23 protein-coding genes and 1 tRNA gene are annotated in these 23,101 nt (G+C 68.9%); 12 read left to right on the top strand and 12 right to left on the bottom strand.

All coding sequences use genetic code 11. The features are described from left to right. Positions 1 to 15: 15 nt before the first annotated feature. Both ACI3KT_RS15055 and ACI3KT_RS15060 read left to right on the top strand, forming a co-directional pair. The gene (locus ACI3KT_RS15055) at positions 16 to 408 is read left to right on the top strand and encodes a DUF1304 domain-containing protein (protein WP_404905298.1); all 393 of its coding nucleotides are present in this window, start codon (positions 16 to 18) and stop codon (positions 406 to 408) included. A 52-nt stretch (positions 409 to 460) separates the two neighbouring features. Beyond that, a complete protein-coding gene (locus ACI3KT_RS15060; protein ID WP_404905301.1) occupies positions 461 to 1,537 on the top strand; it encodes a DNA polymerase IV in 1,077 nt (358 codons plus the stop codon). Positions 1,538 to 1,605: 68 nt separating this feature from the next. Here ACI3KT_RS15060 and ACI3KT_RS15065 read toward each other — a convergent pair whose 3' ends face one another. The 4 genes from ACI3KT_RS15065 to ACI3KT_RS15080 form a co-directional block, all read right to left on the bottom strand. Then, a complete protein-coding gene (locus tag ACI3KT_RS15065) occupies positions 1,606 to 2,007 on the bottom strand; it encodes a RidA family protein (RefSeq protein ID WP_404905304.1) in 402 nt (133 codons plus the stop codon). 81 nt (positions 2,008 to 2,088) lie between these two features. Then, positions 2,089 to 3,066 carry a zinc-binding dehydrogenase gene (locus ACI3KT_RS15070; protein WP_404905307.1) on the bottom strand — a complete coding sequence of 326 codons (978 nt, stop codon included), beginning with the start codon at positions 3,064 to 3,066 and terminating at the stop codon, positions 2,089 to 2,091. Between the two features lie 11 nt (positions 3,067 to 3,077). Further along, positions 3,078 to 3,500 (bottom strand): organic hydroperoxide resistance protein, encoded by a 423-nt coding sequence (locus tag ACI3KT_RS15075; RefSeq protein WP_292905240.1) that lies wholly within the window; start codon positions 3,498 to 3,500, stop codon positions 3,078 to 3,080. Between the two features lie 14 nt (positions 3,501 to 3,514). Next, entirely contained in the window at positions 3,515 to 3,946 is a 432-nt protein-coding gene (locus ACI3KT_RS15080; protein WP_404905310.1) for a MarR family winged helix-turn-helix transcriptional regulator, read from the bottom strand. A 322-nt stretch (positions 3,947 to 4,268) separates the two neighbouring features. On the opposite strand from ACI3KT_RS15080, the gene ACI3KT_RS15085 reads away from it, so the two are divergent. Continuing rightward, positions 4,269 to 4,445, top strand: a complete 177-nt coding sequence (locus ACI3KT_RS15085; protein ID WP_307296047.1) for a hypothetical protein — start codon at positions 4,269 to 4,271, stop codon at positions 4,443 to 4,445. A gap of 81 nt (positions 4,446 to 4,526) precedes the next feature. On the opposite strand, the gene ACI3KT_RS15090 is transcribed toward ACI3KT_RS15085, so the two are convergent. Then, positions 4,527 to 4,599: transfer RNA gene (locus tag ACI3KT_RS15090), tRNA-Arg, on the bottom strand. A 16-nt stretch (positions 4,600 to 4,615) separates the two neighbouring features. Next, positions 4,616 to 5,422 (bottom strand): SGNH/GDSL hydrolase family protein, encoded by an 807-nt coding sequence (locus tag ACI3KT_RS15095; protein WP_404905312.1) that lies wholly within the window; start codon positions 5,420 to 5,422, stop codon positions 4,616 to 4,618. A 71-nt stretch (positions 5,423 to 5,493) separates the two neighbouring features. Here ACI3KT_RS15095 and argS point away from each other — a divergent pair, with 71 nt between their 5' ends. Together argS and ACI3KT_RS15105 are read left to right on the top strand one after the other, a co-directional pair. Next, complete coding sequence (argS, locus tag ACI3KT_RS15100; RefSeq protein ID WP_307296053.1) at positions 5,494 to 7,158, top strand: arginine--tRNA ligase; 1,665 nt, start codon at positions 5,494 to 5,496, stop codon at positions 7,156 to 7,158. A 26-nt stretch (positions 7,159 to 7,184) separates the two neighbouring features. Continuing rightward, the gene (locus tag ACI3KT_RS15105) at positions 7,185 to 8,033 is read left to right on the top strand and encodes an LmeA family phospholipid-binding protein (protein WP_404905315.1); all 849 of its coding nucleotides are present in this window, start codon (positions 7,185 to 7,187) and stop codon (positions 8,031 to 8,033) included. A gap of 18 nt (positions 8,034 to 8,051) precedes the next feature. Here the strand turns inward: ACI3KT_RS15105 and ACI3KT_RS15110 are convergent, their stop codons facing one another. Together ACI3KT_RS15110 and ACI3KT_RS15115 are read right to left on the bottom strand one after the other, a co-directional pair. Further along, on the bottom strand, positions 8,052 to 8,945 hold the full coding sequence (locus ACI3KT_RS15110; protein WP_404905318.1) for an alpha/beta fold hydrolase: 894 nt from the start codon (positions 8,943 to 8,945) through the stop codon (positions 8,052 to 8,054). Between the two features lie 26 nt (positions 8,946 to 8,971). Next, positions 8,972 to 10,024, bottom strand: a complete 1,053-nt coding sequence (locus ACI3KT_RS15115; RefSeq protein ID WP_404905321.1) for a YihY/virulence factor BrkB family protein — start codon at positions 10,022 to 10,024, stop codon at positions 8,972 to 8,974. Positions 10,025 to 10,173: 149 nt separating this feature from the next. Here ACI3KT_RS15115 and lysA point away from each other — a divergent pair, with 149 nt between their 5' ends. The 5 genes from lysA (at position 10,174) to prfA (ending at position 17,093) form a co-directional block, all read left to right on the top strand. Beyond that, positions 10,174 to 11,592, top strand: coding sequence for a diaminopimelate decarboxylase (gene lysA, locus ACI3KT_RS15120; RefSeq protein ID WP_292904307.1), 1,419 nt, complete (start codon positions 10,174 to 10,176; stop codon positions 11,590 to 11,592). Positions 11,593 to 11,649: 57 nt separating this feature from the next. After that, positions 11,650 to 12,957, top strand: a complete 1,308-nt coding sequence (locus ACI3KT_RS15125; RefSeq protein WP_292904305.1) for a homoserine dehydrogenase — start codon at positions 11,650 to 11,652, stop codon at positions 12,955 to 12,957. 2 nt (positions 12,958 to 12,959) lie between these two features. Next, complete coding sequence (gene thrB, locus ACI3KT_RS15130) at positions 12,960 to 13,889, top strand: homoserine kinase (protein WP_292904325.1); 930 nt, start codon at positions 12,960 to 12,962, stop codon at positions 13,887 to 13,889. Between the two features lie 178 nt (positions 13,890 to 14,067). Continuing rightward, entirely contained in the window at positions 14,068 to 16,005 is a 1,938-nt protein-coding gene (gene rho, locus ACI3KT_RS15135; RefSeq protein ID WP_292904303.1) for a transcription termination factor Rho, read from the top strand. An 8-nt stretch (positions 16,006 to 16,013) separates the two neighbouring features. Continuing rightward, positions 16,014 to 17,093, top strand: coding sequence for a peptide chain release factor 1 (prfA, locus tag ACI3KT_RS15140; RefSeq protein ID WP_404905323.1), 1,080 nt, complete (start codon positions 16,014 to 16,016; stop codon positions 17,091 to 17,093). 10 nt (positions 17,094 to 17,103) lie between these two features. Here the strand turns inward: prfA and ACI3KT_RS15145 are convergent, their stop codons facing one another. Both ACI3KT_RS15145 and ACI3KT_RS15150 read right to left on the bottom strand, forming a co-directional pair. Continuing rightward, entirely contained in the window at positions 17,104 to 17,757 is a 654-nt protein-coding gene (locus ACI3KT_RS15145; protein WP_404905326.1) for a response regulator, read from the bottom strand. Next, on the bottom strand, positions 17,754 to 19,391 hold the full coding sequence (locus ACI3KT_RS15150) for an ATP-binding protein (protein ID WP_404905390.1): 1,638 nt from the start codon (positions 19,389 to 19,391) through the stop codon (positions 17,754 to 17,756). Before ACI3KT_RS15150 ends, ACI3KT_RS15145 begins: the two co-directional genes overlap by 4 nt. A gap of 164 nt (positions 19,392 to 19,555) precedes the next feature. On the opposite strand from ACI3KT_RS15150, the gene ACI3KT_RS15155 reads away from it, so the two are divergent. Then, positions 19,556 to 21,100 carry a CitMHS family transporter gene (locus ACI3KT_RS15155; protein WP_404905328.1) on the top strand — a complete coding sequence of 515 codons (1,545 nt, stop codon included), beginning with the start codon at positions 19,556 to 19,558 and terminating at the stop codon, positions 21,098 to 21,100. A gap of 72 nt (positions 21,101 to 21,172) precedes the next feature. Continuing rightward, positions 21,173 to 21,574 (top strand): phage holin family protein, encoded by a 402-nt coding sequence (locus tag ACI3KT_RS15160; protein ID WP_292904381.1) that lies wholly within the window; start codon positions 21,173 to 21,175, stop codon positions 21,572 to 21,574. Here the strand turns inward: ACI3KT_RS15160 and epsC are convergent, their stop codons facing one another. Then, the gene (gene epsC / locus ACI3KT_RS15165; RefSeq protein ID WP_404905331.1) at positions 21,575 to 22,147 is read right to left on the bottom strand and encodes a serine O-acetyltransferase EpsC; all 573 of its coding nucleotides are present in this window, start codon (positions 22,145 to 22,147) and stop codon (positions 21,575 to 21,577) included. Positions 22,148 to 22,152: 5 nt separating this feature from the next. Further along, positions 22,153 to 23,091 carry a cysteine synthase A gene (gene cysK / locus ACI3KT_RS15170; RefSeq protein WP_292904377.1) on the bottom strand — a complete coding sequence of 313 codons (939 nt, stop codon included), beginning with the start codon at positions 23,089 to 23,091 and terminating at the stop codon, positions 22,153 to 22,155. Positions 23,092 to 23,101 lie beyond the last annotated feature (10 nt).

A 23,101-nucleotide genomic window follows, 5' to 3' on the forward strand; every position in this document is an offset into this window, starting at 1 on the left:
CGGGATGATGAATGCATGATCATCGCCGGACTCGTCCTCGCCGCGGCCGCAGCCGCCTTCCACGTCTTCATCTTCGCGCTCGAGTCCCTGAAGTGGACCGAGCCCGAGACCCGCAAGATCTTCGGCGTCGCCAGCGAAGCGGATGCCGTCACCACGAAGCAGCTGGCGTTCAACCAGGGCTTCTACAACCTCTTCCTCGCCCTCACCGCCCTTCTGGGAGTCGGTCTGGTCATCATGGGCGCGACGACGGTCGGACTCACGCTGGTCTTCGCGGGCACCGGCATGATGCTCGCGGCCGCGCTCGTGCTGATCCTCTCCGACCGCTCCAAGGCGCGTGCGGCGCTCATGCAGGGCACTCTGCCGCTGCTGGCCGTCGTCGTGACGGCGATCGGCGTCTCGATGAGCTGAGTCATCCGCTCAGGGGGTGACAGCGTCCCGCTCAGCCGTCACACTCGTGTGCATGGCTGACTGGGTGCTGCACGTCGACATGGATCAGTTCATCGCGGCCGTCGAAGTCCTGCGCAGGCCGGAGCTGGCCGGGGTCCCGGTGATCGTGGGTGGACGAGGCGACCCGACAGAGCGTGCAGTGGTGTCGACGGCGTCCTATGAAGCGCGCGCGTTCGGTATCGGCTCGGGGATGCCGCTCAAGATCGCGGCACGCAAGGCGCCCGAGCACGCCGTCTTCCTCCCCGTCGACCACCAGGCGTACGAGGCGGCTTCCCATGAGGTGATGGCGACGCTGCGCGCTCTGCCCGGGGCGGTGCTCGAGGTGATCGGCTGGGACGAGTGCTTCCTGGGCGTCTCCTCCGACGCCCCGGAATCCGTCGCCAGTTCGGCCCAGACCGCGGTGCTCGACGCGACAGGACTGCATTGCTCTGTCGGCATCGGCGACAACAAGGTGCGAGCCAAGATCGCGACGGAGTTCGGCAAGCCTCGAGGAATGTTCCGGCTGACGGCTGCGAACTGGTTCGAGGTGATGGGGGAGAAGCCGACGAGAGATCTCTGGGGCGTCGGTCCGAAGGTGAGCAAGCGTCTCGCAGACCACGGCGTGAAGACCGTTCGCGAACTCGCCGACGCCGATGAGCAGGAGCTCATCGGCGAGTTCGGCCCGCGTATGGGGGTCTGGTATCGGGAGCTCGGCTCGGGGATCGGGCCGAGAGTCGTCGATCCGACGCCCTGGGTGGCTCGCAGTCACAGCCGGGAGACGACGTATCAGCAGAACCTGACGACGGCCGAGGAGGTCGAGGCGGCGATCCGCACCCTCGCGGGCAGTTCGTTCGACGACTGCGCAGCGGAGGGTCGACCGGTCGTCCGCGTGCATCTCAAGGTGCGCTACGCGCCGTTCGAGACGAAGACGTTCGGCCGCAAACTGCCTGCGCCGGCCGAGAGCCGCGACGAGTTCATCGAGGCGGCCCTCGCCCTCGGCCGCACGCTCGACGGGGAGCGGGAGGTCAGGCTGCTCGGCGTCCGCGCGGAGATGACGATGCCCGACGAGGGGGATGCCTCCGAGCGCACTCCGGTGCGCGGCCGGATCTGAGGCCTGTCGCAAAGCGCCGAACCGGTGACCTTGTCTTTACGAGTCACACGGTCGGTGCGCGTGCGTGTTCAGCCGCGGATGACCGCAGCGACGGCGCTCACCTCGATGATCGCGCCGGGAACTCCGAGGCCAGCCACGATCGCCGCAGTCACGAGCGGAGGCGCCCCGTCTCGCGCGAGTTTCGAGGCGACAGCGCCGTAGGCGGCCCGCAGGTCGGCGTCCTGATGGATGAAGACGGTCCAGCTGACGACGTCTTCGAGCCCGGCACCTGCGGCTTCCAGCGCCACGCGGGCGTTCTCGACGGCGCGGAGTGATTGCTCGCCGGCATCCGCCGAGACGACCGCACCGGTCTCATCGACGCCGTTCTGACCGCCGACGTAGATCGTCGTGGCACCCGGCGGAACGACGGCGACGTGACTGAACGCAGGACTGACGACGAGTCCTGCGGGCTGCATGAGTGTGATGTCCATGTCGTCAGTATGCGCGCGACCTCGGACGCCGGGCATGACGAAGGGCGAGGACCGCCGCCCCCGCCCTTCGTCATGAATGGTTCAGAACTTCAGCAGCACCTTGCCGACGCGCCCTGGGGTGCCGCTCGCGCGCATGGCTTCTGCCGCTTCCGCCGCGTCGAACACACCGGCGACGGGCAGCGTGAGCGTCCCGTCGCTCACCCGCTGGATGAGCTCGCCGAACAGGGCGCCGCGCGTCGCGGCATCCGTCGTCTGGATGACCTTGCTTCCCCAGAAGCCCTTGACGGTCGCCTGCTTGAAGATGACGTCGCCCGATGCGATCTCCATGATCGGAGAGTTCATCGCGCCGAACGCGACGAGGGTGCCGTTCTCGGCGAGCAGTGACAGCACCTGGCCCGATGCGGCACCGCCGACGGAGTCTACGCCGGCGACGATCGGCGCGCCGCCGGTGATCTTCGCCGCCTGCTCGACCCAGTCCGACTGGTCGGTCGCGACGACGTTCTCGATGCCCTGAGCGCGCAGCTCCTCGACGCCGGCAGAACGGCGGACGAGACCGAGCACGTTCACGCCGCGCGCGGCGCCGAGCTGCGCCAGCATCCGGCCGACCGCGCCGTTGGCGGCGTTCTGGACGATCCAGTCGCCGGGCTTCACCTCGAGGAACTCCAGCAGACTGATCGTGCTGAAGGGCATCGACACCAGCTGGGAGGCGACCTCGTCAGACAGCGACTCCGGTACCGGGATGAGTCCGGCAGCATTCGCGACGATGTACTCGGCCCAGGCGCCGAAGGTTCCGCCGGTGGCGACGCGCTGACCGATGGCGAGACCGTCGACGCCCTCGCCGAGCGCATCAACGATGCCGAGAGCCTCGGTGCCCGACGCGGCGGGCAGCTCGGGCTTGAATCCGTAGGTGCCTCGGATGGTCCAGATGTCGTGATTGTGGATCGGCGAGAGCACGATGCGCAGCCGCACCTGGCCGGGGCCGGGCTCGGGCAATGGCCGCTCTTCGACGGTCAGAACGTCTTCGGGCTCGCCGAAGGTGTGATGGATGAGTGCGCGCATGGTTCTACTCCTCAGTCGTCCGAGACGGTGATGTCGACGTCGATGTTTCCGCGGGTGGCGTTCGAGTACGGGCACACCTGGTGCGCCGCGTTCGCGAGTTCGACGGCCTGCTCGTGGGGGAGGTCGGGGATGACGACCTCGAGCTGCACGGCGAGTCCGAACCCGCCTTCGCCGTTCGAGCCGATCTGCACGCGAGCGCCGACCGAGGAGTCGACGATCGAGACCTTCTGTGCTCGGGCGACGGTCTGCAGCGCCGAGTGGAAGCACGCGGCGTAGCCGGCGGCGAACAGCTGCTCGGGGTTCGCTCCGTCGCCGGAGCCGCCGAGCTCCTTCGGGACGGCGAGGGTGAAGTCGAGCCGGCCTTCGCTCGTCGCGACGCGGCCGTTGCGGCCGGCGCCTGTGGCGAGGGCCTCGGCGGTGTACAGGGCTTCCATCGTGTGGATTCCTTTCAGTGGGTGCTGTTCTGCAGCAGGGTGGTGAGTTCTTGGAGTTCGGCGATCAGGCGGCGGCGGTGGGCATCGTCGCGGATGCCCGCGAGCTCGGCGATCCGAGCGCGGATCGGGGCGACCTCGGCGCGCAGCGCCGTGCCCTCGGCTGTGAGCTGGACCGTGACGACGCGCTCGTCGTTCGTGCTGCGGGCCTTGGTGACGTAGCCGGTCTGCTCGAGTCGGCGGACCAGGGGAGAGAGAGTGCCCGAGTCGAGCTGCATCATGTCGCCGAGGGAGCCGATCGTCTGCTCTCCCTCGTTCCAGAGGATCGCGAGCACGAGGTACTGCGGGTAGGTGAGCTTCCAGGGCGCCAGCAGGGCGCGGTACGCCTGCGTCGTCGCGCGGGCGGCGGAGTACAGCGAGAAGCACACCATCTCATCGATCACGGGCATGAATGAAGTATTGCACGCAATTAAGTTGTGTACAACTTAATTGCGTTCCTGTGAGGGCGTACATGTTCGGCGCGTACGGTCAGGACATGACCACAGCTCAGCCGTCCCGCGAGGACGGCGAAGGAGACTCGGCGTTCCGACGATCGGGTCCAGCGGCTCCCCAGCGCGACGGCGACATCGAACGCGCGAGGTCCTTGAAGCCCATTCACATCGCGTCTCATCATCCCGAGGTCGAGTGATGAGCTGACCGACGACAACCGATCGCCGGCGTACCAGAACGCACTACGAGGCGTACCAGAACGCACTACGAAAGGAACTCGTCATGTCTGTGGGAGATCACATCAAAGCCGCGTCGGAGAGCGCGACGAACCTCACCAAGCGGGTCGTCGACGCTGTGGAGAACAAAGTCGACGACGTCACCGACGCCGTGGAGAACGCCGCGCACGATGCGGGCGACAAGATCCGACGCGTCGCTGGCGGCGTGCGCGAGAGCGAATAACGCGACACGCGCAGTGCGCCCTTCAGCGCCGCGAAACGTGAAGAGGCCCGTCCGAATGGACGGGCCTCTTTCGCGAAAACGTGCCCCCGGAGGGATTCGAACCCCCGACCTACGGTACCGGAAACCGGCGCTCTATCCCCTGAGCTACGGAGGCGCACCGAACGACAATATCACTGGTTGGAGGTGCTCTCCGACCCACCGGCGACGGTGACCGGGGCAGCGCCGAGATCGACGAGATCGGCGGAGAGCCTCTCGGCCAGATAGCGGTGCCCTTCGGTGGAAGGATGCCTGCGCCCGAAATCCACGTCGATCACGTCGAGGTAGTTGGACGGTGTGATCCAGTTCTCCCCGATGGGCGAGATGTACCACCAGCCGCGCTCGGCGGCGAGGGCTGCGAGGTCCGTGTCGATGCGGGCGGTTCCGGCACCGACGGGCAGCAGATGCGGGGCCGGCCCCAGGATCACGATCTGCGCCTCGGGGTAGGTGGCCGCCATCGCGTCCCAGGCCGCCGTCACGGCCTCTCGATAGCCGGTCTCACCCTGTTCACGGTCATTGATCGAGCCCTGGATGATCACGAGGTCGGGCGACAGCGCGGGATCGAGCGCGGCGATGCGCTCGCCGAAGGCCGGACCGTCGAGGCCCGGCTTCAGGTAGCCGCTGCCACGGACGCCGTTCACGGTCGTCGCGCCGTCGAGGAGTTCGGCGAGAACGTAGGCGTATCCCAGGGTCGGGTCGGAAGCGGCGGATCCGTACGTCCAGGAGTCGCCGAAGACGAGGACGGACGGATGCTCCGGCAGCACCAGGGGAGCGGGAGCGATCGTGACGGCCTCCTCGGAACCCGCACCGGCGACCTGCGCCGTGGACGCGGCCTGCGACCAGGGGCGCCACACACCCAGGACGACGGCCACGAGCGCCAGAACGACGGCGATGGCGAGCACCGCGGGGAGCGTGCGGCGGCGACGGGACGGGGCATTCATGGCATGACTGTAGATCACCGCATCCGCCCTGCAAATTCCGTGGCCGCGACGCGCCGTAAACTTGTGAGTCTATGAACCCTGAAACGCTCGCCCAAGCCCTTCTCGCCGTCCTCGCACCGATTGCCGCCGAGCGACGTCCGGGCGAGCCGCTCGGGCTCTCGGCATCCGACATCGTCTTCGAACGTCCCCGCAACCGCGACCACGGCGACTGGGCGTCGAACGTCGCCATGCGTCTGGCCAAGCCCCTCGGAACCAACCCGCGCGAGCTCGCACAGCAGATCGCCGACGGCCTGGCCACGATCGACGGCGTCTCGAGCGCCGAGGTGGCCGGTCCCGGGTTCATCAACATCCGTCTCGACGCCGCGGCGGCGGGCGCGCTCGCCAAGACGATCGTCGACGCGGGCGAGAGCTACGGCCACAACGACTCGCAGCAGGGCGTCAGCGTGAACGTCGAGTTCGTGTCGGCGAACCCGACCGGTCCGCTGCACATCGGCCACACTCGCTGGGCGGCCCTCGGCGACTCGATCGTGCGGCTGCTGCTCGCGAGCGGAGCGAATGCCGTGCGCGAGTACTACATCAACGACGCGGGTGCGCAGATGGACCGCTTCGCGATCTCGATCGTCGCGGCCGCCAAGGGAGAGCCCACGCCCGAGGGCGGCTACCCGGGCGAGTACATCGCTGCTCTCGCCGGCCGAGTGCTCGAAGCCCGCCCCGATCTGCTCGGTCTTCCCGATGACGAGCAGCTCACCGTCGCGCGTGATCTCGCCTACGACTATCAGCTCGCCGAGATCAAGGGCTCGCTGGAGCGGTTCAACGTGCCCTTCGACGTCTGGTTCTCGGAGCGGACGCTGCACGCCAAGGGCGAGGACGGCACGAGCTTCATCGATCAGGCCGTCGACCGTCTGCGCGAGCAGGGCCACGTCTTCGACGAGGACGGCGCCGTCTGGGTGCGCACGACCGACTTCGGAGACGACAAGGACCGCGTGATCCGTCGTTCGAACGGCGAGTACACGTACTTCGCCGCCGATGCCGCGTACTACCTCAACAAGGGCGATCGCGGCTTCCAGAACAAGATCTACCTGCTCGGCGCCGACCACCACGGCTACGTGCACCGCCTCAAGGCGATCGCCGGCGCGGCCGGCGACGACCCCGAAAAGAACATCCAGGTGCTGATCGGCCAGCTCGTGTCGATCCGCGGCGCCCGCCTCAGCAAACGCGCGGGCAACATCATCGAGATGGACGACCTGCAGGCCTGGATCGGCACGGATGCGCTGAGGTATGCGCTGGAGCGCTCGCCCGCGGACTCGCCGCTCGACCTCGACCCCGAACTGCTGCAGAAGCGCACGAACGACAACCCCGTCTTCTACGTGCAGTACGCGCACGCCCGCACGCACAACGTGGCCCGCAATGCGGCCGATTCCGGCGTCGACCGCAGCGTGTTCGCACCCGAGACGCTCACGCACGAGACCGAGGCGGCGCTCCTCGGTGCGCTGCAGGAGTTCCCGCGCATCGTCGGCTTCGCCGCCGAGATCTGCGAGCCGCACCGCGTCGCCCGCTACCTCGAGGAGCTGGCTGGTCTCTACCACCGCTGGTACGACAACTGCCGGGTGATCCCGCAGGGCGACGACCCCGTCGAGAGCGTGCACCGTACGCGGCTCTGGCTGAACGACGCCGCCGGCCAGGTGCTCCGCAACGGCCTGGCGCTCCTCGGAGTGTCCGCCCCCGAGCGCATGTGACCCGACGGGTGCGGCAGGATTGGGGGATGAGCGACGACAATCCCACCCTGCCGTACCCCGAGTCCGGCGGCGAGCATGAGACGCTCGTCATTCCGGGAGAGCGAGGAACTCAGGCCCCGCCCCGCACCCGCCGGCGGAAGCGCTGGCCGTGGGTCCTGCTCATCGTGGTCGTGGTGATCGCCGCGCTCGCCGTCGCCGCTGAACTTCTCGCCCGCGCGCTTCTCCCCGGCATCGTCCGCGGCATGGTGGTCGAGCAGCTCGATCTGCCCGCAGACCAGCAGCTCGACGTCGACGCGGCGGGCATCCTGCTGCCGCAGCTCATCGGCGGCCGCCTGGACAGTCTTCACCTGTCGACGGATGCTGTGACGCTCGAAGGGATCACGGGCGCCGTCGATGTCACCGCGACCGGTGTGCCGCTCAGCGGCGGTGACCTGGACGGAGCCGCGGGAACCATCCGCATCGACGAGACGCAGTTCACTGCGCTCCTCGCAGGCACCGAACTGCCCGTCGACTCCGTCGCGTTCGATGCGCCGGACGCGACGGTGGCCGGATCGGCCAAAGTGCTCGGAATGTCGGTCCCGATCACGCTCACCCTCACGCCGGGGGTCGCGGAAGGCGACCTCGAGCTCACGCCGGTGCAGCTCACGGTCGGCGGTCTCGTCGTAGACGCCTCTCAGGTGGGCTCGTCGCTCGGGTCGATCGGGGAACGGCTCACCGAGCCGCAGCGCGTCTGCATCGCCGATCAGCTGCCGGCCGGGATCACCCTCACGGCGCTCACGATCGACGGGAGCGAGGCGGTCATCGACGTCGACGTGAACGGCGCGATCGCGACCGACCCGACTCTCCTCGAGAAGGGCGTCTGCCCCGGACGCTGACGGTGCCGGTGCTCGTCGTCAGCGACGGGTCGTCGCTCCGGTGTCTCGGAGATGATCGAGGATCGCCGGGATGACGGTCTGAGGACGATCACGCTGGACCCAGTGCCCGGCTTCGGGGACCACCAGGAGTTCGCCGTGAGGAAGCAGGCGCGCCGCTGCCTGTGCATGCCCGATGGGTACGCCGGAATCCCGGTCTCCGTGGACGAGGAGCGTCGGTGTGGCGATGGACGGGAGCTGACCCGTATACGCCGTGCGGAGCCGGTTCCACAGCACCTGATCACGTTGCCATTCGCCGAACACTGCGAGACCCGTGCCCGAGGCCTCGGCCAGCACCGCGTCGACGAGTTCAGGGGTGCGCGCGGCAGGATCCCGGACGATGTCGCGCAGACCGCGCTCCATCGACCGCCGGCTGCGCGAGTAGGACCGCGTGAGGGAGGTGAGCAGGCCGGTGCGCACGAGAGAGTACGAGGCGAAGTGCGTGAATCGGCCGAGCAGACCGTCTGCGAGGCGAGGCATCAGACCGTAGGTTCCCAGAAGCACGGCGCTCCGGGCCTGGCCCGGTCGGTCGATGAGATGGCCCAGCGCCATGCCGCCGCCCAGCGAGAGTCCGCCGATCGCGTAGTCGGCGAGCTCGAGCGAGTCGACGAGCTCCCCGACGTATGACACGAGCCGTTCCTGGCTGAGGGGCCAGTCCGCTCGAGGGCTCGATCCGAATCCGGGGTGGTCGGGCGCGATCACACGATGCCCGGCGGCTGCAAGAGCCGGACCCACCTCGCCCCACGAGAGCTCGGCGCTGTCCGCTCCGCCGCCGTGCAGCAGGAGCACAGTCCGGCCCGAGGGGAGGACCGGTCGCCATTCCACGAAGGAGATCGTCGCGCCGGTCACTCCGACGGATGTGCGTCGCACGTTCATCGGTTCCCCGGTTCCTGTCTGAAAGCTCAGGCCTTCTTCTCGCGTGCCGGCGCTGCCGCGGCATCCTGCGCGGCGCGCAGAGCCTCCTTGGCGATCGCCACCTCGACCTCCGCCCGCTGCACTCGGCGTGCGTCGAAAGTCGTCGCGCCGAACCGTGCTCGCACGCGGTCGTGCTCCTCTTCGTGGGCGGTGACGATGTAGGCGCAGGCGATGAGCATGACCTGCGCCGACAGGTTCAGCCAGATCAGCAGCGCCAGCAGCGTGGCGAACGAGGCGAGCAGCGGGTTGCTCGACGCGCCGCCGACGAACAGCCCCGACAGCTCCTGCAGCACGAGAAGCCCGGCGCCGCCCAGCAGCGCGCCGCTCAGCAGCGAGCGACGGGATGCGCGCATGCCCGAGAGGAGACGGAAGACGACGGCGATCAGAGCCGTGTCGAGCGCGAAGACGACGAGCAGCGAGAGCAGGCGGACAGCCCACTCAGCGACGGGGGAGCGGTCGGGGAGACCGACCACGCTGAGGAGCCAGGTGATACCGACCCTGCCCGCGATCGTGATGAACGCGGACGCGACGAAGGAGGCGCCGATCGCGATCGCGAGCAGCAGGTTGCGCAGCACGACCCACACCCAGAGCACATCGTCGTGCGCGGTACCGGCGATGACGCGGACCGCCGTGCGCAGCGAGCCGATGGCGCCCAGAGCCGCTCCGATGAGGCCGACGAGCGAGACGATGCCGGCGATCGACAGCGACACCGGCTGCTGCAGCTCGTCTACATGCACCACGCCGCCCTTCCCGATGAGGCCGGGGATCGCCGCCTCCACGGCGCTCACGATCGCCTTCAACGCGACCGGGTTCCCGCTCAGCCACAGGGCGGCGATCGCGAAGCCGAGCAGCACGCCGGCGAACACGCTGAAGAGCGCCCGATAGGTGACGCTGTCGGCGAGCATCGGCCCGCGGCGCTCCGAGTACAACAGCGCGGCGCGCACCGGGCGCAGCGTGAGCGCCCAGCGGATCGCCGACGCCGTCGCGCGCTGCACGATGCCAGGGCGACGAGTGGCTGAGGTGGGCGAGTCCGTAGTCATCACGCTCCACACTATGAGCCGCGGCAGCACCGACCCAGGGGCTTGACGCGGCGCGTCACCGTGACGGATGGCCGCTCGCGGGTGCCCTAGAATCGGGTCAGCCTCGCTGTGCGCGATCCCGCCCGAGAATCATCCACGATTGGTGCTCCTTGCTTTCCCCTGTCGATTCGCTCGCCCCGGAATGGCTCGTCGTGCCCGACGACTCCAACGACCTCGCCCCTGCGGTGTGGCCGGCATCCGTCGCCCGCGACTCCGACGGAACGCTCGAGATCGCAGGCATCCGCGCGACGACTCTGGCCCAGACCTTCGGCACCCCGCTGCTGGTGATCGACGAGGACGAGGTGCGCTCGCGTGCTCGCGCCTTCCGTCTCGCCTTCGACGCCGCAGCCGCCGACAACGGGACCACCGCGCAGGTCTACTACGCCGGCAAGGCCTTCCTGTGCACGACGGTCGCACGCTGGGTCGTCGACGAGGGACTCCGCGTCGACGTGTGCACGGGCGGCGAGCTCGAGGTCGCGCTGGCCGCTGGCGTGGCTCCCGCGGCGATCGGCTTCCACGGCAACAACAAGTCGATGAGCGAGCTCGAACGAGCCGTCGAGGTCGGCGTCGGCTCGATCATCGTCGACAGCGCGATCGAGATCGAGCGGCTCGCGGCGATCACGGCGCGCGTGCATGCCACTCAGCGCGTCTTCGTGCGTGTGATCAGCGGCGTGCACGCCGAGACCCACAGCTTCCTGGCGACCGCGCACGAGGACCAGAAGTTCGGTTTCCCGCTGGCGGATGCCGAGACCGCGGTGGCCCGCATCCGCGAGATCCCCGGACTCGAGTTCGCGGGACTCCACTGCCACATCGGCTCGCAGATCTTCGGCGTCGCGGGCTTCCGCGAATCCGCCTCGCGGGTGCTCGAGCTCCACGCCGCGCTCCTCGAGGGCGGGCCAGTGCCTCAGCTCAACCTCGGCGGTGGATTCGGCATCGCGTACACGCGCGTCGACGATCCGACGCCCATCGAGACGCTCGCCGGGGAGATCGTCGCAGCCGTCGCGGAAGGGTGCGCCGCGCGGGGCATCGAGGTGCCCGCTCTCGCCTTCGAGCCGGGGCGCGCGATCATCGGAACCGCGGGGATCACCCTCTACGAGGTGGGTACCACGAAGGATGTGCAGCTCGGCTCGGGAGCCGTGCGCCGCTACATCAGCGTCGACGGCGGCATGAGCGACAACGCGCGGCCCGCCCTGTACGGCGCGCAGTTCTCGGCCCGGCTCGCCTCGCGTGCCGGCATCGGCGCGCCGCAGCTCAGCCGAGTAGTGGGCAAGCACTGCGAGTCCGGCGACATCGTCGTCGATCACGAGTACCTCCCCGCCGACCTCGCTCCGGGCGACCTGCTCGCCGTGCCCGCGACCGGGGCCTATTGCGCACCTCTCGCGAGCAACTACAACCACGTTCCCCGTCCACCGGTCGTCGCGGTGCGCGACGGCCGCACACAGGTCATCGTGCGCGGCGAGACCATCGCCGACGTGCTGGCGCGCGACGCGGGGATCGATCCCGCATCCGTGACCGACAGCGCACGCTGACCTTCTGCCCGGCGCCCCTGCGGCACCCGGCACAGACACACCTCTGAAGGAGTCCCCATGACTGCTGAGTATCGACGACTGCGGGTGGCGCTGCTGGGCGCAGGGGCCGTCGGCTCCCAGGTGGCGAGCCTGCTGCTGCGACACGGCGACGAACTCGCCGACCGTGCGGGAGCCGCTCTCGAGCTCGCCGGCATCGCCGTCCGCGATGTCGACGCGCCTCGAGACGTCGAGCTTCCCAAGGAGTTGTTCACGACCGACGCCGATTCGCTCATCCTCGGTTCCGACATCGTGATAGAGCTCATCGGCGGCATCGAGCCCGCACGAGCGAACATCCTGCTCGCCCTGGGCTCCGGTGCGGATGTGGTCACCGCCAACAAGGCGCTGCTCGCCACGCACGGACCGGAGCTGTTCGAAGCAGCCGATCGTGTCGGAGCGTCGGTGTACTACGAGGCAGCCGCCGCCGGTGCGATCCCGATCATCCGTCCGCTGCGCGATTCTCTTGCGGGCGACCGCGTCGTGCGCATCATGGGCATCGTGAACGGCACCACGAACTACATCCTCGACCGGATGGACACCGAGGGCGCCGACTTCGCCGAGGTGCTCGCCGATGCTCAGCGCCTCGGCTACGCCGAAGCCGATCCCACGGCGGATGTCGAGGGCTATGACGCCGCGCAGAAAGCCGCGATCCTCGCGAGCCTCGCGTTCCACACCGCAGTGCCGCTCGACGCCGTGCACCGCGAGGGCATCTCCTCGATCACCGCTTCCATGATCGAGGAGGCTCGCGCGGCCGGCTTCGTGATCAAGCTGCTCGCGGTCTGCGAGCGAATCGAGGCGAACGGCGCCGAGTCGATCTCGGTGCGCGTCTACCCGGCACTCGTGCCGCAGTCCCACCCGCTCGCGAACGTGCACGGAGCCAACAACGCTGTGTTCGTCGAGGCCGAGGCCGCCGGACCTCTGATGTTCTACGGAGCGGGCGCGGGCGGCGTGCAGACGGCGTCGGCCGTGCTCGGAGACGTGGTCTCCGCCGCTCGTCGCCACATCGCCGGCGGCGTCGGCGTGGGTGAGTCGACGAGGGCGAACCTGCCGGTCGTGCCGATCGGCCACGTCACCACGCGCTACCAGATCACCCTCCAGGTGGCCGACGCCGCGGGCGTGCTCGCGACCGTCGCCGGCATCCTCAGCGACGGCGGCGTCTCGGTCGCGACCGTGGTGCAGACCGTCGAGGGCGAGTCCGAGCCGACGGCCCGTCTGATCATCGGCACGCACCGCGCGACCGAAGAGGCTCTCAGCGCGACCGTCGACGCTCTCGCCGAGAGCTCCGTCGTCGAGCGCGTGGTGTCTGTGCTGCGCGTGGAAGGGGAGTGACGATGGTGCTCGGACGCACCGTCGAAGTCACGGTTCCGGCCACCAGCGCCAACCTCGGCCCAGGTTTCGACACCCTCGGGCTCGCGCTCAGCATCTACGACTCGCTTCTGGTCACGGAGCTGCCGGCCGGGGAGCTCGAGATAGAGGTCTCGGGAACAGGAGCCGATGAGATCCCTCGCGACGCGTCGAACCTCATCGTCCGCACGATCGCGCACGTATATGCCGACCTCGGTCGCGAGATGCCGGGGCTGCGCATCATCGCGGAGAACGGCGTTCCGCACGGCCGCGGGCTCGGCTCGTCGGGGGCGGCGGTGACTGCCGGCATCCTCGCCGCGAAGGGTCTGCTGGAGGGCGAGGCCGAGATCGGCGATGCCGACCTGCTGCGTCTCGCCACCGAGCTCGAGGGGCACCCCGACAACGTGGCGCCCGCACTGTTCGGAGGTCTGACGATCGCGTGGGTGGGGGAGAGAGGCCCGCAGCACAAGAAGCTGCTGGTGCATCGCGGCGTCTCGCCCCTCGTGCTGGTGCCCTCGTACACCATGTCCACGTCGAAGGCTCGTTCGCTGCAGCCTCCGCACGTGTCGACGGAGGACGCGGTCTTCAACGTCTCGCGCTCGGCCCTGCTGATCGCGGCGCTCATGCAGAGCCCCGAGCTGCTGCTCGACGCCACCGCCGACAGGCTTCACCAGGACTACCGGGCCGAAGCCATGCCCGAGACGCAACGGCTCGTGCAGGCGCTGCGCGCGGCGGGCTTCGCGGCGGTCGTATCGGGAGCAGGACCCAGCGTGCTGGTGCTCGCCGACGGACCCGGAAGCCGCCAGGACGCCGTGGAACTGGCTGCCAGCGTCACCGACACCCCGTGGGACGCGCTGCTGCTCGCGGTCGACGTGCGTGGTGGTACAGTGGGAGAACGAGCGGAGGGCTCCACGTAACTGCGTGAATCTGGCCCCATTGCAACTCTGCAGGACCCGCACGCAAACCCTTGATCCACAGCTCCTCTGTGAGTTCTGTGCCAAGGCCGGCTGGCGCCGAGCGTCAGCCCGTGCGATCGCGCGCAGCACCCGTTGTGCGCGGAACGCTCGTGTCTCCGAGACCAAAGAGGGAGTACTCGTGGAGAATTTCTCCGAGACCCAGAACGACTCGTCCGTCGTGAACGAGAACGCGGCCCCCGCCGCCGACACCGTGACCGCTGAGGCGCCGGCAGCACCGGCACGCAAGCGCGCACCGCGCCGCGCCACCACCGCCACTGCCGCGGCGAAGGCGGAGAAGGCGGCCGCCGAGGCGGCGCCGGCATCCGAGGCTCCTGCGACCGACGCCCCCGCAGCCGAGGCCGCACCCAAGGCGAAGGCTCCTCGTCGCAGCCGCGCCAAGAAGGCGGACGCCGAGACCACCGAGGCGCCCGCGGCCGAAACCGCACAGCCCGCTGAGGCTCCGGCAGCCGTCGAGGCGGCCCCGTCCGAGGCACCGGTCGCTGAGACCGCCCCCAAGACCCCCCGTGGTCGCCGCGGTGCAAAGAAGCCCGTCGAGACCGCAGACGCCGCAGACGCTCAGTCCGCGCCGGTTGACAAGGCCGATGCACCCGAGAAGCCGGCGGAGACGGCCTCGGCAGACGACTCCGGATCGTCTGCTTCCGAGCAGGGCGATGGCGATGAGCAGGGCGGCCGAGGCCGCAGCCGCAGCCGCAGCCGGAACCGCGGTCGCGGTCAGAACGGCGCGGCCGGCCAGCCCCAGAACGAGGGCGGTCAGCCGCAGAACCAGCAGCAGAACAACAACAGCCAGTCAGGCGACGACGAGCAGGGTTCGGCCAATGGCCGCAACCGTCAGCGCAACAAGCGCCGCACCGGCGGACCCGTCGACGAGTTCGACACCGAGATCGGCGAGGACGACGTCCTCATCCCGATCGCCGGCATCCTCGACGTCCTCGACAACTACGCATTCGTGCGCACAACCGGTTACCTCGCCGGTCCCAGCGACGTCTACGTCTCGCTCGGACAGGTCAAGAAGTACAACCTCCGCAAGGGCGACGCGATCGTCGGCTCCATCAAGCAGCCGCGAGAAGGCGAGCAGCAGGGGCGCCAGAAGTACAACGCTCTGGTGAAGGTCGACTCCGTGAACGGCCTGTCGGTCGACGACGCCGCGAACCGCGTCGAGTTCGGCAAGCTCACTCCGCTGTACCCGCAGGAGCGCCTGCGCCTGGAGACGGCCCCCGAGAAGCTGACCCAGCGCATCATCGACCTGGTCGCCCCGATCGGCAAGGGCCAGCGCGGCCTCATCGTGGCGCCGCCCAAGGCCGGCAAGACGATCGTGCTGCAGCAGATCGCCAACGCCATCGCGACCAACAACCCCGAGGTCCACCTCATGGTCGTGCTCGTCGACGAGCGTCCCGAAGAGGTCACCGACATGGAGCGCACCGTGAAGGGCGAGGTCATCGCCTCGACCTTCGACCGCCCCGCAGAGGACCACACCACGGTCGCCGAGCTCGCGATCGAGCGCGCCAAGCGCCTCGTCGAGCTGGGCCGCGACGTCGTCGTGCTCCTCGACTCGATCACCCGCCTGGGCCGCGCCTACAACCTCGCCGCCCCGGCATCCGGTCGTGTGCTCACCGGCGGCGTCGACGCCTCGGCGCTGTACCCGCCCAAGCGCTTCTTCGGCGCCGCGCGCAACATCGAGAACGGCGGATCGCTCACGATCCTCGCCACCGCGCTCGTCGAGACCGGCTCCAAGATGGACGAGGTCATCTTCGAGGAGTTCAAGGGCACCGGCAACAGCGAGCTCCGGCTCTCTCGCGCACTCGCCGACAAGCGGATCTTCCCCGCGGTCGACGTCAACGCGTCGAGCACCCGCCGCGAGGAGATGCTGCTCAGCTCCGACGAGGTCAAGATCACCTGGAAGCTGCGTCGCGCCCTTGCGGGTCTCGATCAGCAGCAGGCTCTCGAGGTCGTCCTCGGCAAGCTCAAGGAGACCCACTCCAACGTCGAGTTCCTGGTTCAGATGCAGAAGTCGATCCCGACCCTGCCGGCCGGCGGTCACGACAGCAACATCCGCTGAGGCCGGGCGTGTTCGAGTCCGTCCAGTCGCTGATCGACGAGCATCGCCGGGTCCAGGAGGAGCTCTCCGACCCGGCGGTGCACGCCGACGCTGCACGGGCGAAGCGGGTCAACCGCCGATACGCCGAACTGTCGAGGATCGTCGCGGCCTACGACGCGTGGGCCGCGGCATCCGACGACCTGGACGCTGCTCGCGAGCTCGCCCGCGAGGACGACGCATTCGCCGAGGAGGTGCCCGCCCTCGAGGAGGGCCTGCAGTCCGCACAGGAGCGGCTGCGGCGTCTGCTGATCCCGCGCGATCCCGACGACGCGCGTGACGTGATCATGGAGATCAAGGCTGGCGAGGGCGGCGCCGAGAGCGCCCTGTTCGCCGCCGACCTGCTGCGCATGTACGTCCAGTACGCCGCGTCGAAGGGCTGGAAGACCGAGTTGCTCGAGCGCAACGAGTCGGATCTCGGCGGCTACAAGGACGTCCAGGTCGCGATCAAGGGTTCATCGACCGATCCGGCGCAGGGCGTATGGGCGCACCTCAAGTACGAGGGCGGTGTGCACCGCGTGCAGCGGGTGCCGGCGACCGAGTCGCAGGGGCGCATCCACACGTCGACGACCGGCGTGCTGGTGTTCCCCGAGGTGGATGAGCCCGAGGAGATCCAGATCGATCAGAACGATCTGAAGATCGATGTGTTCCGGTCGTCAGGCCCCGGGGGGCAGTCCGTCAACACCACCGACTCGGCCGTGCGCATCACGCACGTGCCGACCGGGATCGTGGTGTCGATGCAGAACGAGAAATCGCAACTGCAGAACCGCGAGGCCGCCATGCGCGTCCTCCGCGCACGCCTGCTCGCCAGGCAGCAGGAGGAGCTGGATGCCGTGGCATCCGACGCCCGCAAGTCGCAGATCCGCACCATGGACCGCTCAGAGCGCATCCGCACGTACAACTTCCCGGAGAACCGCATAGCGGATCACCGTACGGGCTTCAAGGCGTACAACCTCGACCAGGTGATGGACGGCGCTCTCGAGCCGATCATCGAATCGGCTATCCAGGCCGATGAAGAGGCTCGACTCGCCGCAGTCGGCTCCGAGTCCTGACCGGTCGGGCTCAGCTCCGCACCGCGTAGCGGTGCTCGGGGCGCCCGGTCGCGCCGTAGCGCAGGCGCACCTCGACGACCGTCCGTGCAGCGAGAGCGGCCAGATGCCGCTGTGCTGTCGCCCTGGAGATGCCGACCCGCTCGCCGACCTCTGCAGCCGAGGCCTCGCCGTCGCCGAGCGCGGCGAGCACGAGCTGTTCGGTCGCGGAACGAGACAGCGAGACGGGTTCGCCGGCCCCGTGCAGGATCGCCAGCGCACGATCCACGTCCTCCTGGCGCAAGGCACGATCGCCGGCGACGAGGTTCCGGTATCGCGCATAGCGGTCGAGCAGCCCCGTGAGCGCGCGGCGCTCGAACGGCTTCACCAGATATCCCACCGCCCCTGACCGCAAGGCGCGGCGCACGGTCGGGGCGTCGTCGGCTGCCGAGATGAGGATCGCGTCGATGCCGGCGTCGCGCACGAGCGCTATGCCGTCGCCGTCTGGGAGGAAGACGTCGGCGAGGAGCAGATCCGGTCGCGCGTAGCGGATGCTGTCTCTCGCCTCTGCGATCGAGCGCACAGGATCCATTGCTGCGCAGGCGGGGTGATCGTCGACGATTCCCCGATGGAGCTGTCCGACACGGAAGTCGTCGTCGAGGATGAGCACTCGCAGGGGTTCGGTCACGGCTGATCCTTCGGTTCTGCGGAGGCGGGATCGACAGCGCCGCCCAGACGCGCGGCGAACACCGCGCCGTGTTCGGGACCGCCGGGGTCGATCACCCAGAGGTCTCCGCCGCTGCGGCGTGCGATCTCGCGGGATAAAGGGATGCCGAGTCCGTGCCCGTGTATCCGGTCGGAGGCGTCATCGCCTGCCGTTCGCGGCGTCAGCGGATCGGCGTCTCCGAGCCCGGCGCCCGAATCGGAGACGGTGACGACGAGCGCATCGTCATCACCGAGCACGGCCACCTCGACCCAGCGCGGAGTGCGCTCGCCCGCCACTGCCGCGGTGACGGCGTTGTCGACGAGGTTGCCGAGCACGGCCGCGACGTCTTCAGCTGCGATCACGGTTCCGATGAGCTGCGTCTCTTCGGCGATGCGCAGCGTGACACCTCGTTCGCCGGCTTCGACGCCCTTGGCACCGAGGAAGGAGTGCAGGAAGGGGTCGGTGAGGAGGGAGAGCCCTGCGACGGGGAAGGCGACGGATCCGCGTTCGACGAGCTCGCCGAGGAAGGAGCGGGCGTCCGAGGTCCGATCGGCATCGATCAGTCCGGCCACGACGTGCATGCGATTCGCGAACTCGTGTCGCTGGACGCGCAGAGCAGCGGTCATGGTGCGCACGGTCTCGAGCCTTTCGGTCAGGGCGACCAGATCGGTGCGGTCGCGGAGGATCAGCACGTGGCCCAGCGGCTGCCCCTCGCGCACCACGGGACGAGAATCCAGATACAGCATCCGATCGTCCACGACCGCGCTCGAACCGATGCGCGCCCCCGTGACCGCGTCCAGCACGGCCCGGGGGAGGCCGAGATCGTCGAGGCGGCGTCCGATGGGGGAGTCGAGGTCGAGAAGCCGATCGGCGGCGTCATTGCTCACCCGCACGACGCCGTGCGTGTCGACCGCGAGCACCCCGTCGTCCACTCCGTTCAGCACGGCGGCCTGGTTCTGCACCAGCGCCACGAGCTCCTCCGGCTGCACGCCGAGCGTCAGTCGTTCCCACCTGCGGCGGAGCAGCAGGAAGGCGAGAACGGCGAGGGCCAGCGCTCCGACGGCGGTGGCGGCCACCACCGTCAGCAGGGGTGGCAGGTCGTCGAACACGCCCGCCCGCTCGAACCCGACACTCACTTCGCCGACCGGCGTGCCCGCATCGTCGCGGACCGGGACCTTCGCTCGAGCGGAGTCTCCGAGCGTGCCGGTCTGCCAGTCGACGACCTCCTCGCCCGCGAGCACCTCCTGGTACGGGGTGCTGACCTCCTCTCCGATGCGTGAAGGAGTCGGGTGGGCGAGACGGATGCCGTGGTCGTCGGTGATCACCACGAACAGCGCACCGGTGCGGGCGGTGACCCCTGCCGAGATGCGCTGCAGGTCGCCGTCGCGGAGCGCTTCGGCATCAGGCGCCTGATCCGACGCCGAGATGCGTGCGACCTCGGCCCGCACCTGCGGATCCTCGGCCAGCGTCCGCGCGATGCCGAGCGCGGTCGACTCCGCCTCTGCGCGCAGCTGCTGCACGGCGAGGAGCAGGTACACGCCCGTGCAGAGCACGACGACGAGGGCGACGGTGGCGAGGTGCAGCAGCAGGGCACGCGTCGCGAAGCGCGGTCTCATCGTCGTCGTCCCGGGCACCGGTGCTCCTCTCGCGCAATATGCGCAGAACTCACGCTACGCGCACAACCGTCCGGAATGCGGGATACCGCACCTGCGTCAGCCCGATTCCCTAGTCTCATCGGGATCCGTCGTCGACGACGGAGCGAAGACGAAGGAGTCAACGTATGCCCGATGCGCTCACCGGCCTGCTCTCGGCCGCAGAAGAGGCGCCCACGTACGACGTGGCGTTCGTGCCCCCGGAGTGGGTGCTGGTCCTTCTGGGCTTCACGATGGTGCTGGCGTTCATGACGCTCATCATGACCAAGCGGCTCACGCCCATGGTCGCCCTGATCCTCGTGCCGACGGCGTTCGGCCTGTTCGCAGGAGCCGGCCTCGGTCTCGGCGACATGATCCTCGACTCGATCGGCAAGATGGCGCCCACCGCGGCGCTGCTGATGTTCGCGATCATGTTCTTCGGCATCATGATCGACGTGGGCCTGTTCGATCCGCTCATCCGAGTGATCACACGACTGCTCGGCGACGATCCGGCCAAGGTCGTGCTCGGCACCGCCATCCTCGCCGGCGCCGTCTCGCTCGACGGCGACGGATCGACGACCTTCATCATCACGACGTCGGCCATGCTGCCCATCTATCTGCGCCTCGGGATGAGCCCGGTCGTCCTGACCTGCGTCGCCGGTCTCATGAACGGCACACTGAACATCGTGCCTTGGGGTGGGCCCACGGTGCGCGCCGCGACTGCTCTGGGCCTGCAGCCGACCGACATCTTCGTCCCGATGCTGCCGGCCCTCGGCGCGGGCCTGGTCGTGACGCTCGGCTTCGCGTGGATCCTCGGTCTGCAGGAGCGCAGTCGTCTCGGACGCCTCGACTCGGACGGTCTGCTCACGGGAGCCGACGGCGGCGCACTGGCGAGCGTGCCCAAGATCTTCCGAGGCGCAGAGCCCAAGCCGGGCGCGCGTGCCTCCTTGCGCACCGGCAACATCGTCGTCGTCGCCGGTGGCCACGGCCCCGTCGCCGCGGCGAGTGTCGATCCCACCGACACGGCGATGGCCGACACGATGCTGGATCCGGCTAGGCCGACCCTGCGTCCGAAGCTGATCTGGTTCAACCTGGCGCTCACCATCGCCGTGATGGTGCTGCTGGTGCTGGACATCCTGCCGCTGCCGTACGTGTTCATGGTCGGCGCGGGGATCGCCCTCCTCATCAACTTCCGCGGCATCAAGGATCAGGCGTCGGAGATCGTCGCACACGCGCCCAGCATCGTCGGCGTCGTCTCGATGGTCATCGCCGCCGGCGTCCTGGTCGGAGTGCTCACCGGCACCGGCATGGTCGACGCCATGGCGAACTGGATCACGAACGTGCTCCCGCCCGCCCTCGGGCCGTTCCTCGCGCCCATCACCGGCATCCTGTCGATCCCGTTCACGTTCTTCATGTCGAACGACGCGTTCTACTTCGGCATCCTTCCTGTGCTCTCGCAGAGCGCGGCGAACTTCGGGATCGATCCCGTCGAGATGGCGAGGGCGTCGATCACAGGCCAGCCCGTGCACCTGCAGAGCCCGCTCGTGCCCGCGATTCTGCTTCTGGTGTCGCTCGCGAGCGTGAACCTGGGAGACCACCACCGCAAGGTGCTGTGGCGTGCCGCCATCGTCTCGCTCGTGATGCTCGGAGTCGGCATGCTGACGGGAGCCATCCCGTTCTTCGTGGCCCAGTGATCCCTCGGCGGCGGGAGATCCGGACACCCCGGCCTCCCGCCGCCTCCGGCGGTTGAGCGATATGCTCGGCCCGTGATCACGCTCCTGTTCCGCTCGCTCCTGTACCTCGTCTCCGCAGGCATCGGCCTCATCGTCGCCGATCTGCTGCTCGAGGGCTTCCAGATCAAGTGGTCGCACTGGTGGGGATTCGTGCTCTGCATCGTGATCTTCGCTGTGCTGCAGAGCGTTCTCTCCCCGTGGGTCGCCAAGCTGGCCGATCGCTACGCACCCGTGCTGATGGGCGGGATCGGCATCTTCTCGACCCTGATCGCGCTGATCATCGTGGTGCTGCTGCCGATCGACGGGTTCGGCATCGACGGCATCGCGGCCTGGTTGCTCGGTGCCGTGGTCGTGTGGCTGGTCACCGCGATCGGCAGCGTCCTGCTGCCGATGGTCTTCCTGAAGAAAAAGGTGCAGAAGGCGCGTGAGCGCTGATCAGATCGAGTAGTCGGGCGCTGACAGCAGGTGCGCGAGGTTCTCGCCGGGCACGCGCGAGCGAGCCTTTGCGGGAATGCCGGTGAGCACCGAGTCGGCGGGCGCGTCCTTCGTGACCACGGCGTTCGCACCGATCGCGGTCCCCGCGCCGATCACGATCGGACCGAGGATCTTCGCGCCGGCCCCGACGACGACGCCGTCTTCGAGGGTCGGATGCCGCTTGCCCGCGTCGCGCGTGCGGCCCCCGAGCGTCACGCCGTGATAGAGCATCACGTCGTCGCCGATCTCCGCGGTCTCGCCGATCACCACGCCCATGCCGTGGTCGATGAAGAAGCGGCGTCCGATGGTCGCGCCGGGATGGATCTCGACCCCGGTCAGCCAGCGGCTGATCTGAGAACCGAGACGTGCAGGGAAGCGGAGACCACGCACCCACAGAGCGTGGTTCACCCGGTGCGCCCAGATGGCGTGCAGGCCGGGGTAGAGGATCGCGATCTCGAGGCCGCCGCGTGCCGCGGGGTCACGGAGTCGGGCGGATGCGACGTCTTCGCGCATCCGCCCGACCCATCCAGGCATTCGCATCAGTCTTCGCGCAGGTCCTCGAACAGCGCGGTGGAGAGGTAGCGCTCACCGGTGTCGGGGATGATCACGACGATCTTCTTGCCGGCGTTCTCGGGGCGGGCGGCGACCTGGAGAGCCGCCCATGCGGCGGCGCCGCTGGAGATGCCGACCAGCAGGCCCTCGCGGGCGGCGAGTGCGCGAGACGTCGAGAGCGCGTCTTCGAACTCGACCGTGACGACCTCGTCGTAGACGGTGGTGTCGAGGATGGGCGGAACGAAGTTCGGCCCGATGCCCTGGATCTTGGCCGGTCCCGGCGTGCCCTGCGAGAGCAGAGGCGACGCGGTCGGCTCGACGGCGATGACCTGCACTCCGGGCTTGCGCTCCTTGAGCACCTGGCCGACGCCGGTGATGGTTCCACCGGTGCCGATGCCGGCGACGAAGATGTCGACCTCGCCGTCGGTGTCGCGCCAGATCTCCTCGGCCGTGGTCTCGCGGTGGATCTGCGCGTTGGCCTCGTTCTCGAACTGGTGAGCGAGGATCGCGCCGGGCGTCTCAGCGGCGATCCGCTCGGCCTCGGCGACGGCGCCCTTCATGCCCACGGTCGGGTCGGTGAGCACGAGCTCGGCGCCGAACGCCTTCAGCAGCACGCGGCGCTCCTTCGACATCGACGCGGGCATCGTCAGGATGACCTTGTAGCCGCGCGCAGCGCCCACCAGGGAGAGCGCGATGCCGGTGTTGCCGCTCGTGGCCTCGACGATCGTGCCGCCGGCCTTCAGCGACCCGTCCTTCTCTGCCGCGTTGATGATCGCGATGCCGAGACGGTCCTTGACGCTGGAGCCGGGGTTGAAGTACTCGAGCTTCGCGAGGACCTCGGAGCCGAGCCCCTCGGTCACGTGGTTCAGGCGGACCAGCGGCGTGTTGCCGAACGCGGTCGTGATGTCGGAATGGATGCCGGGCATGTGTGAGCCT

The sequence above is a fragment of the Microbacterium sp. ZW T6_19 genome (assembly GCF_044987465.1).
In the GTDB taxonomy this organism is placed as follows: domain Bacteria; phylum Actinomycetota; class Actinomycetes; order Actinomycetales; family Microbacteriaceae; genus Microbacterium; species Microbacterium natoriense_A.

Coding starts and splice junctions, on each gene's coding strand:
- ACI3KT_RS15080 (WP_404905310.1), bottom strand. CDS start 3,946: ATGCCCGTGATCGATGAGATGGTGTGCTTCTCGCTGTACTCCGCCGCC.
- ACI3KT_RS15060 (WP_404905301.1), top strand. CDS start 461: ATGGCTGACTGGGTGCTGCACGTCGACATGGATCAGTTCATCGCGGCC.
- ACI3KT_RS15115 (WP_404905321.1), bottom strand. CDS start 10,024: ATGACTACGGACTCGCCCACCTCAGCCACTCGTCGCCCTGGCATCGTG.
- ACI3KT_RS15105 (WP_404905315.1), top strand. CDS start 7,185: ATGAGCGACGACAATCCCACCCTGCCGTACCCCGAGTCCGGCGGCGAG.
- ACI3KT_RS15055 (WP_404905298.1), top strand. CDS start 16: ATGATCATCGCCGGACTCGTCCTCGCCGCGGCCGCAGCCGCCTTCCAC.
- ACI3KT_RS15070 (WP_404905307.1), bottom strand. CDS start 3,066: ATGCGCGCACTCATCCATCACACCTTCGGCGAGCCCGAAGACGTTCTG.
- ACI3KT_RS15125 (WP_292904305.1), top strand. CDS start 11,650: ATGACTGCTGAGTATCGACGACTGCGGGTGGCGCTGCTGGGCGCAGGG.
- argS (WP_307296053.1), top strand. CDS start 5,494: ATGAACCCTGAAACGCTCGCCCAAGCCCTTCTCGCCGTCCTCGCACCG.
- ACI3KT_RS15095 (WP_404905312.1), bottom strand. CDS start 5,422: ATGAATGCCCCGTCCCGTCGCCGCCGCACGCTCCCCGCGGTGCTCGCC.
- ACI3KT_RS15155 (WP_404905328.1), top strand. CDS start 19,556: ATGCCCGATGCGCTCACCGGCCTGCTCTCGGCCGCAGAAGAGGCGCCC.
- ACI3KT_RS15075 (WP_292905240.1), bottom strand. CDS start 3,500: ATGGAAGCCCTGTACACCGCCGAGGCCCTCGCCACAGGCGCCGGCCGC.
- ACI3KT_RS15110 (WP_404905318.1), bottom strand. CDS start 8,945: ATGAACGTGCGACGCACATCCGTCGGAGTGACCGGCGCGACGATCTCC.
- epsC (WP_404905331.1), bottom strand. CDS start 22,147: ATGCCTGGATGGGTCGGGCGGATGCGCGAAGACGTCGCATCCGCCCGA.
- ACI3KT_RS15150 (WP_404905390.1), bottom strand. CDS start 19,391: ATGAGACCGCGCTTCGCGACGCGTGCCCTGCTGCTGCACCTCGCCACC.
- thrB (WP_292904325.1), top strand. CDS start 12,960: ATGGTGCTCGGACGCACCGTCGAAGTCACGGTTCCGGCCACCAGCGCC.
- ACI3KT_RS15085 (WP_307296047.1), top strand. CDS start 4,269: ATGTCTGTGGGAGATCACATCAAAGCCGCGTCGGAGAGCGCGACGAAC.
- cysK (WP_292904377.1), bottom strand. CDS start 23,091: ATGCCCGGCATCCATTCCGACATCACGACCGCGTTCGGCAACACGCCG.
- ACI3KT_RS15065 (WP_404905304.1), bottom strand. CDS start 2,007: ATGGACATCACACTCATGCAGCCCGCAGGACTCGTCGTCAGTCCTGCG.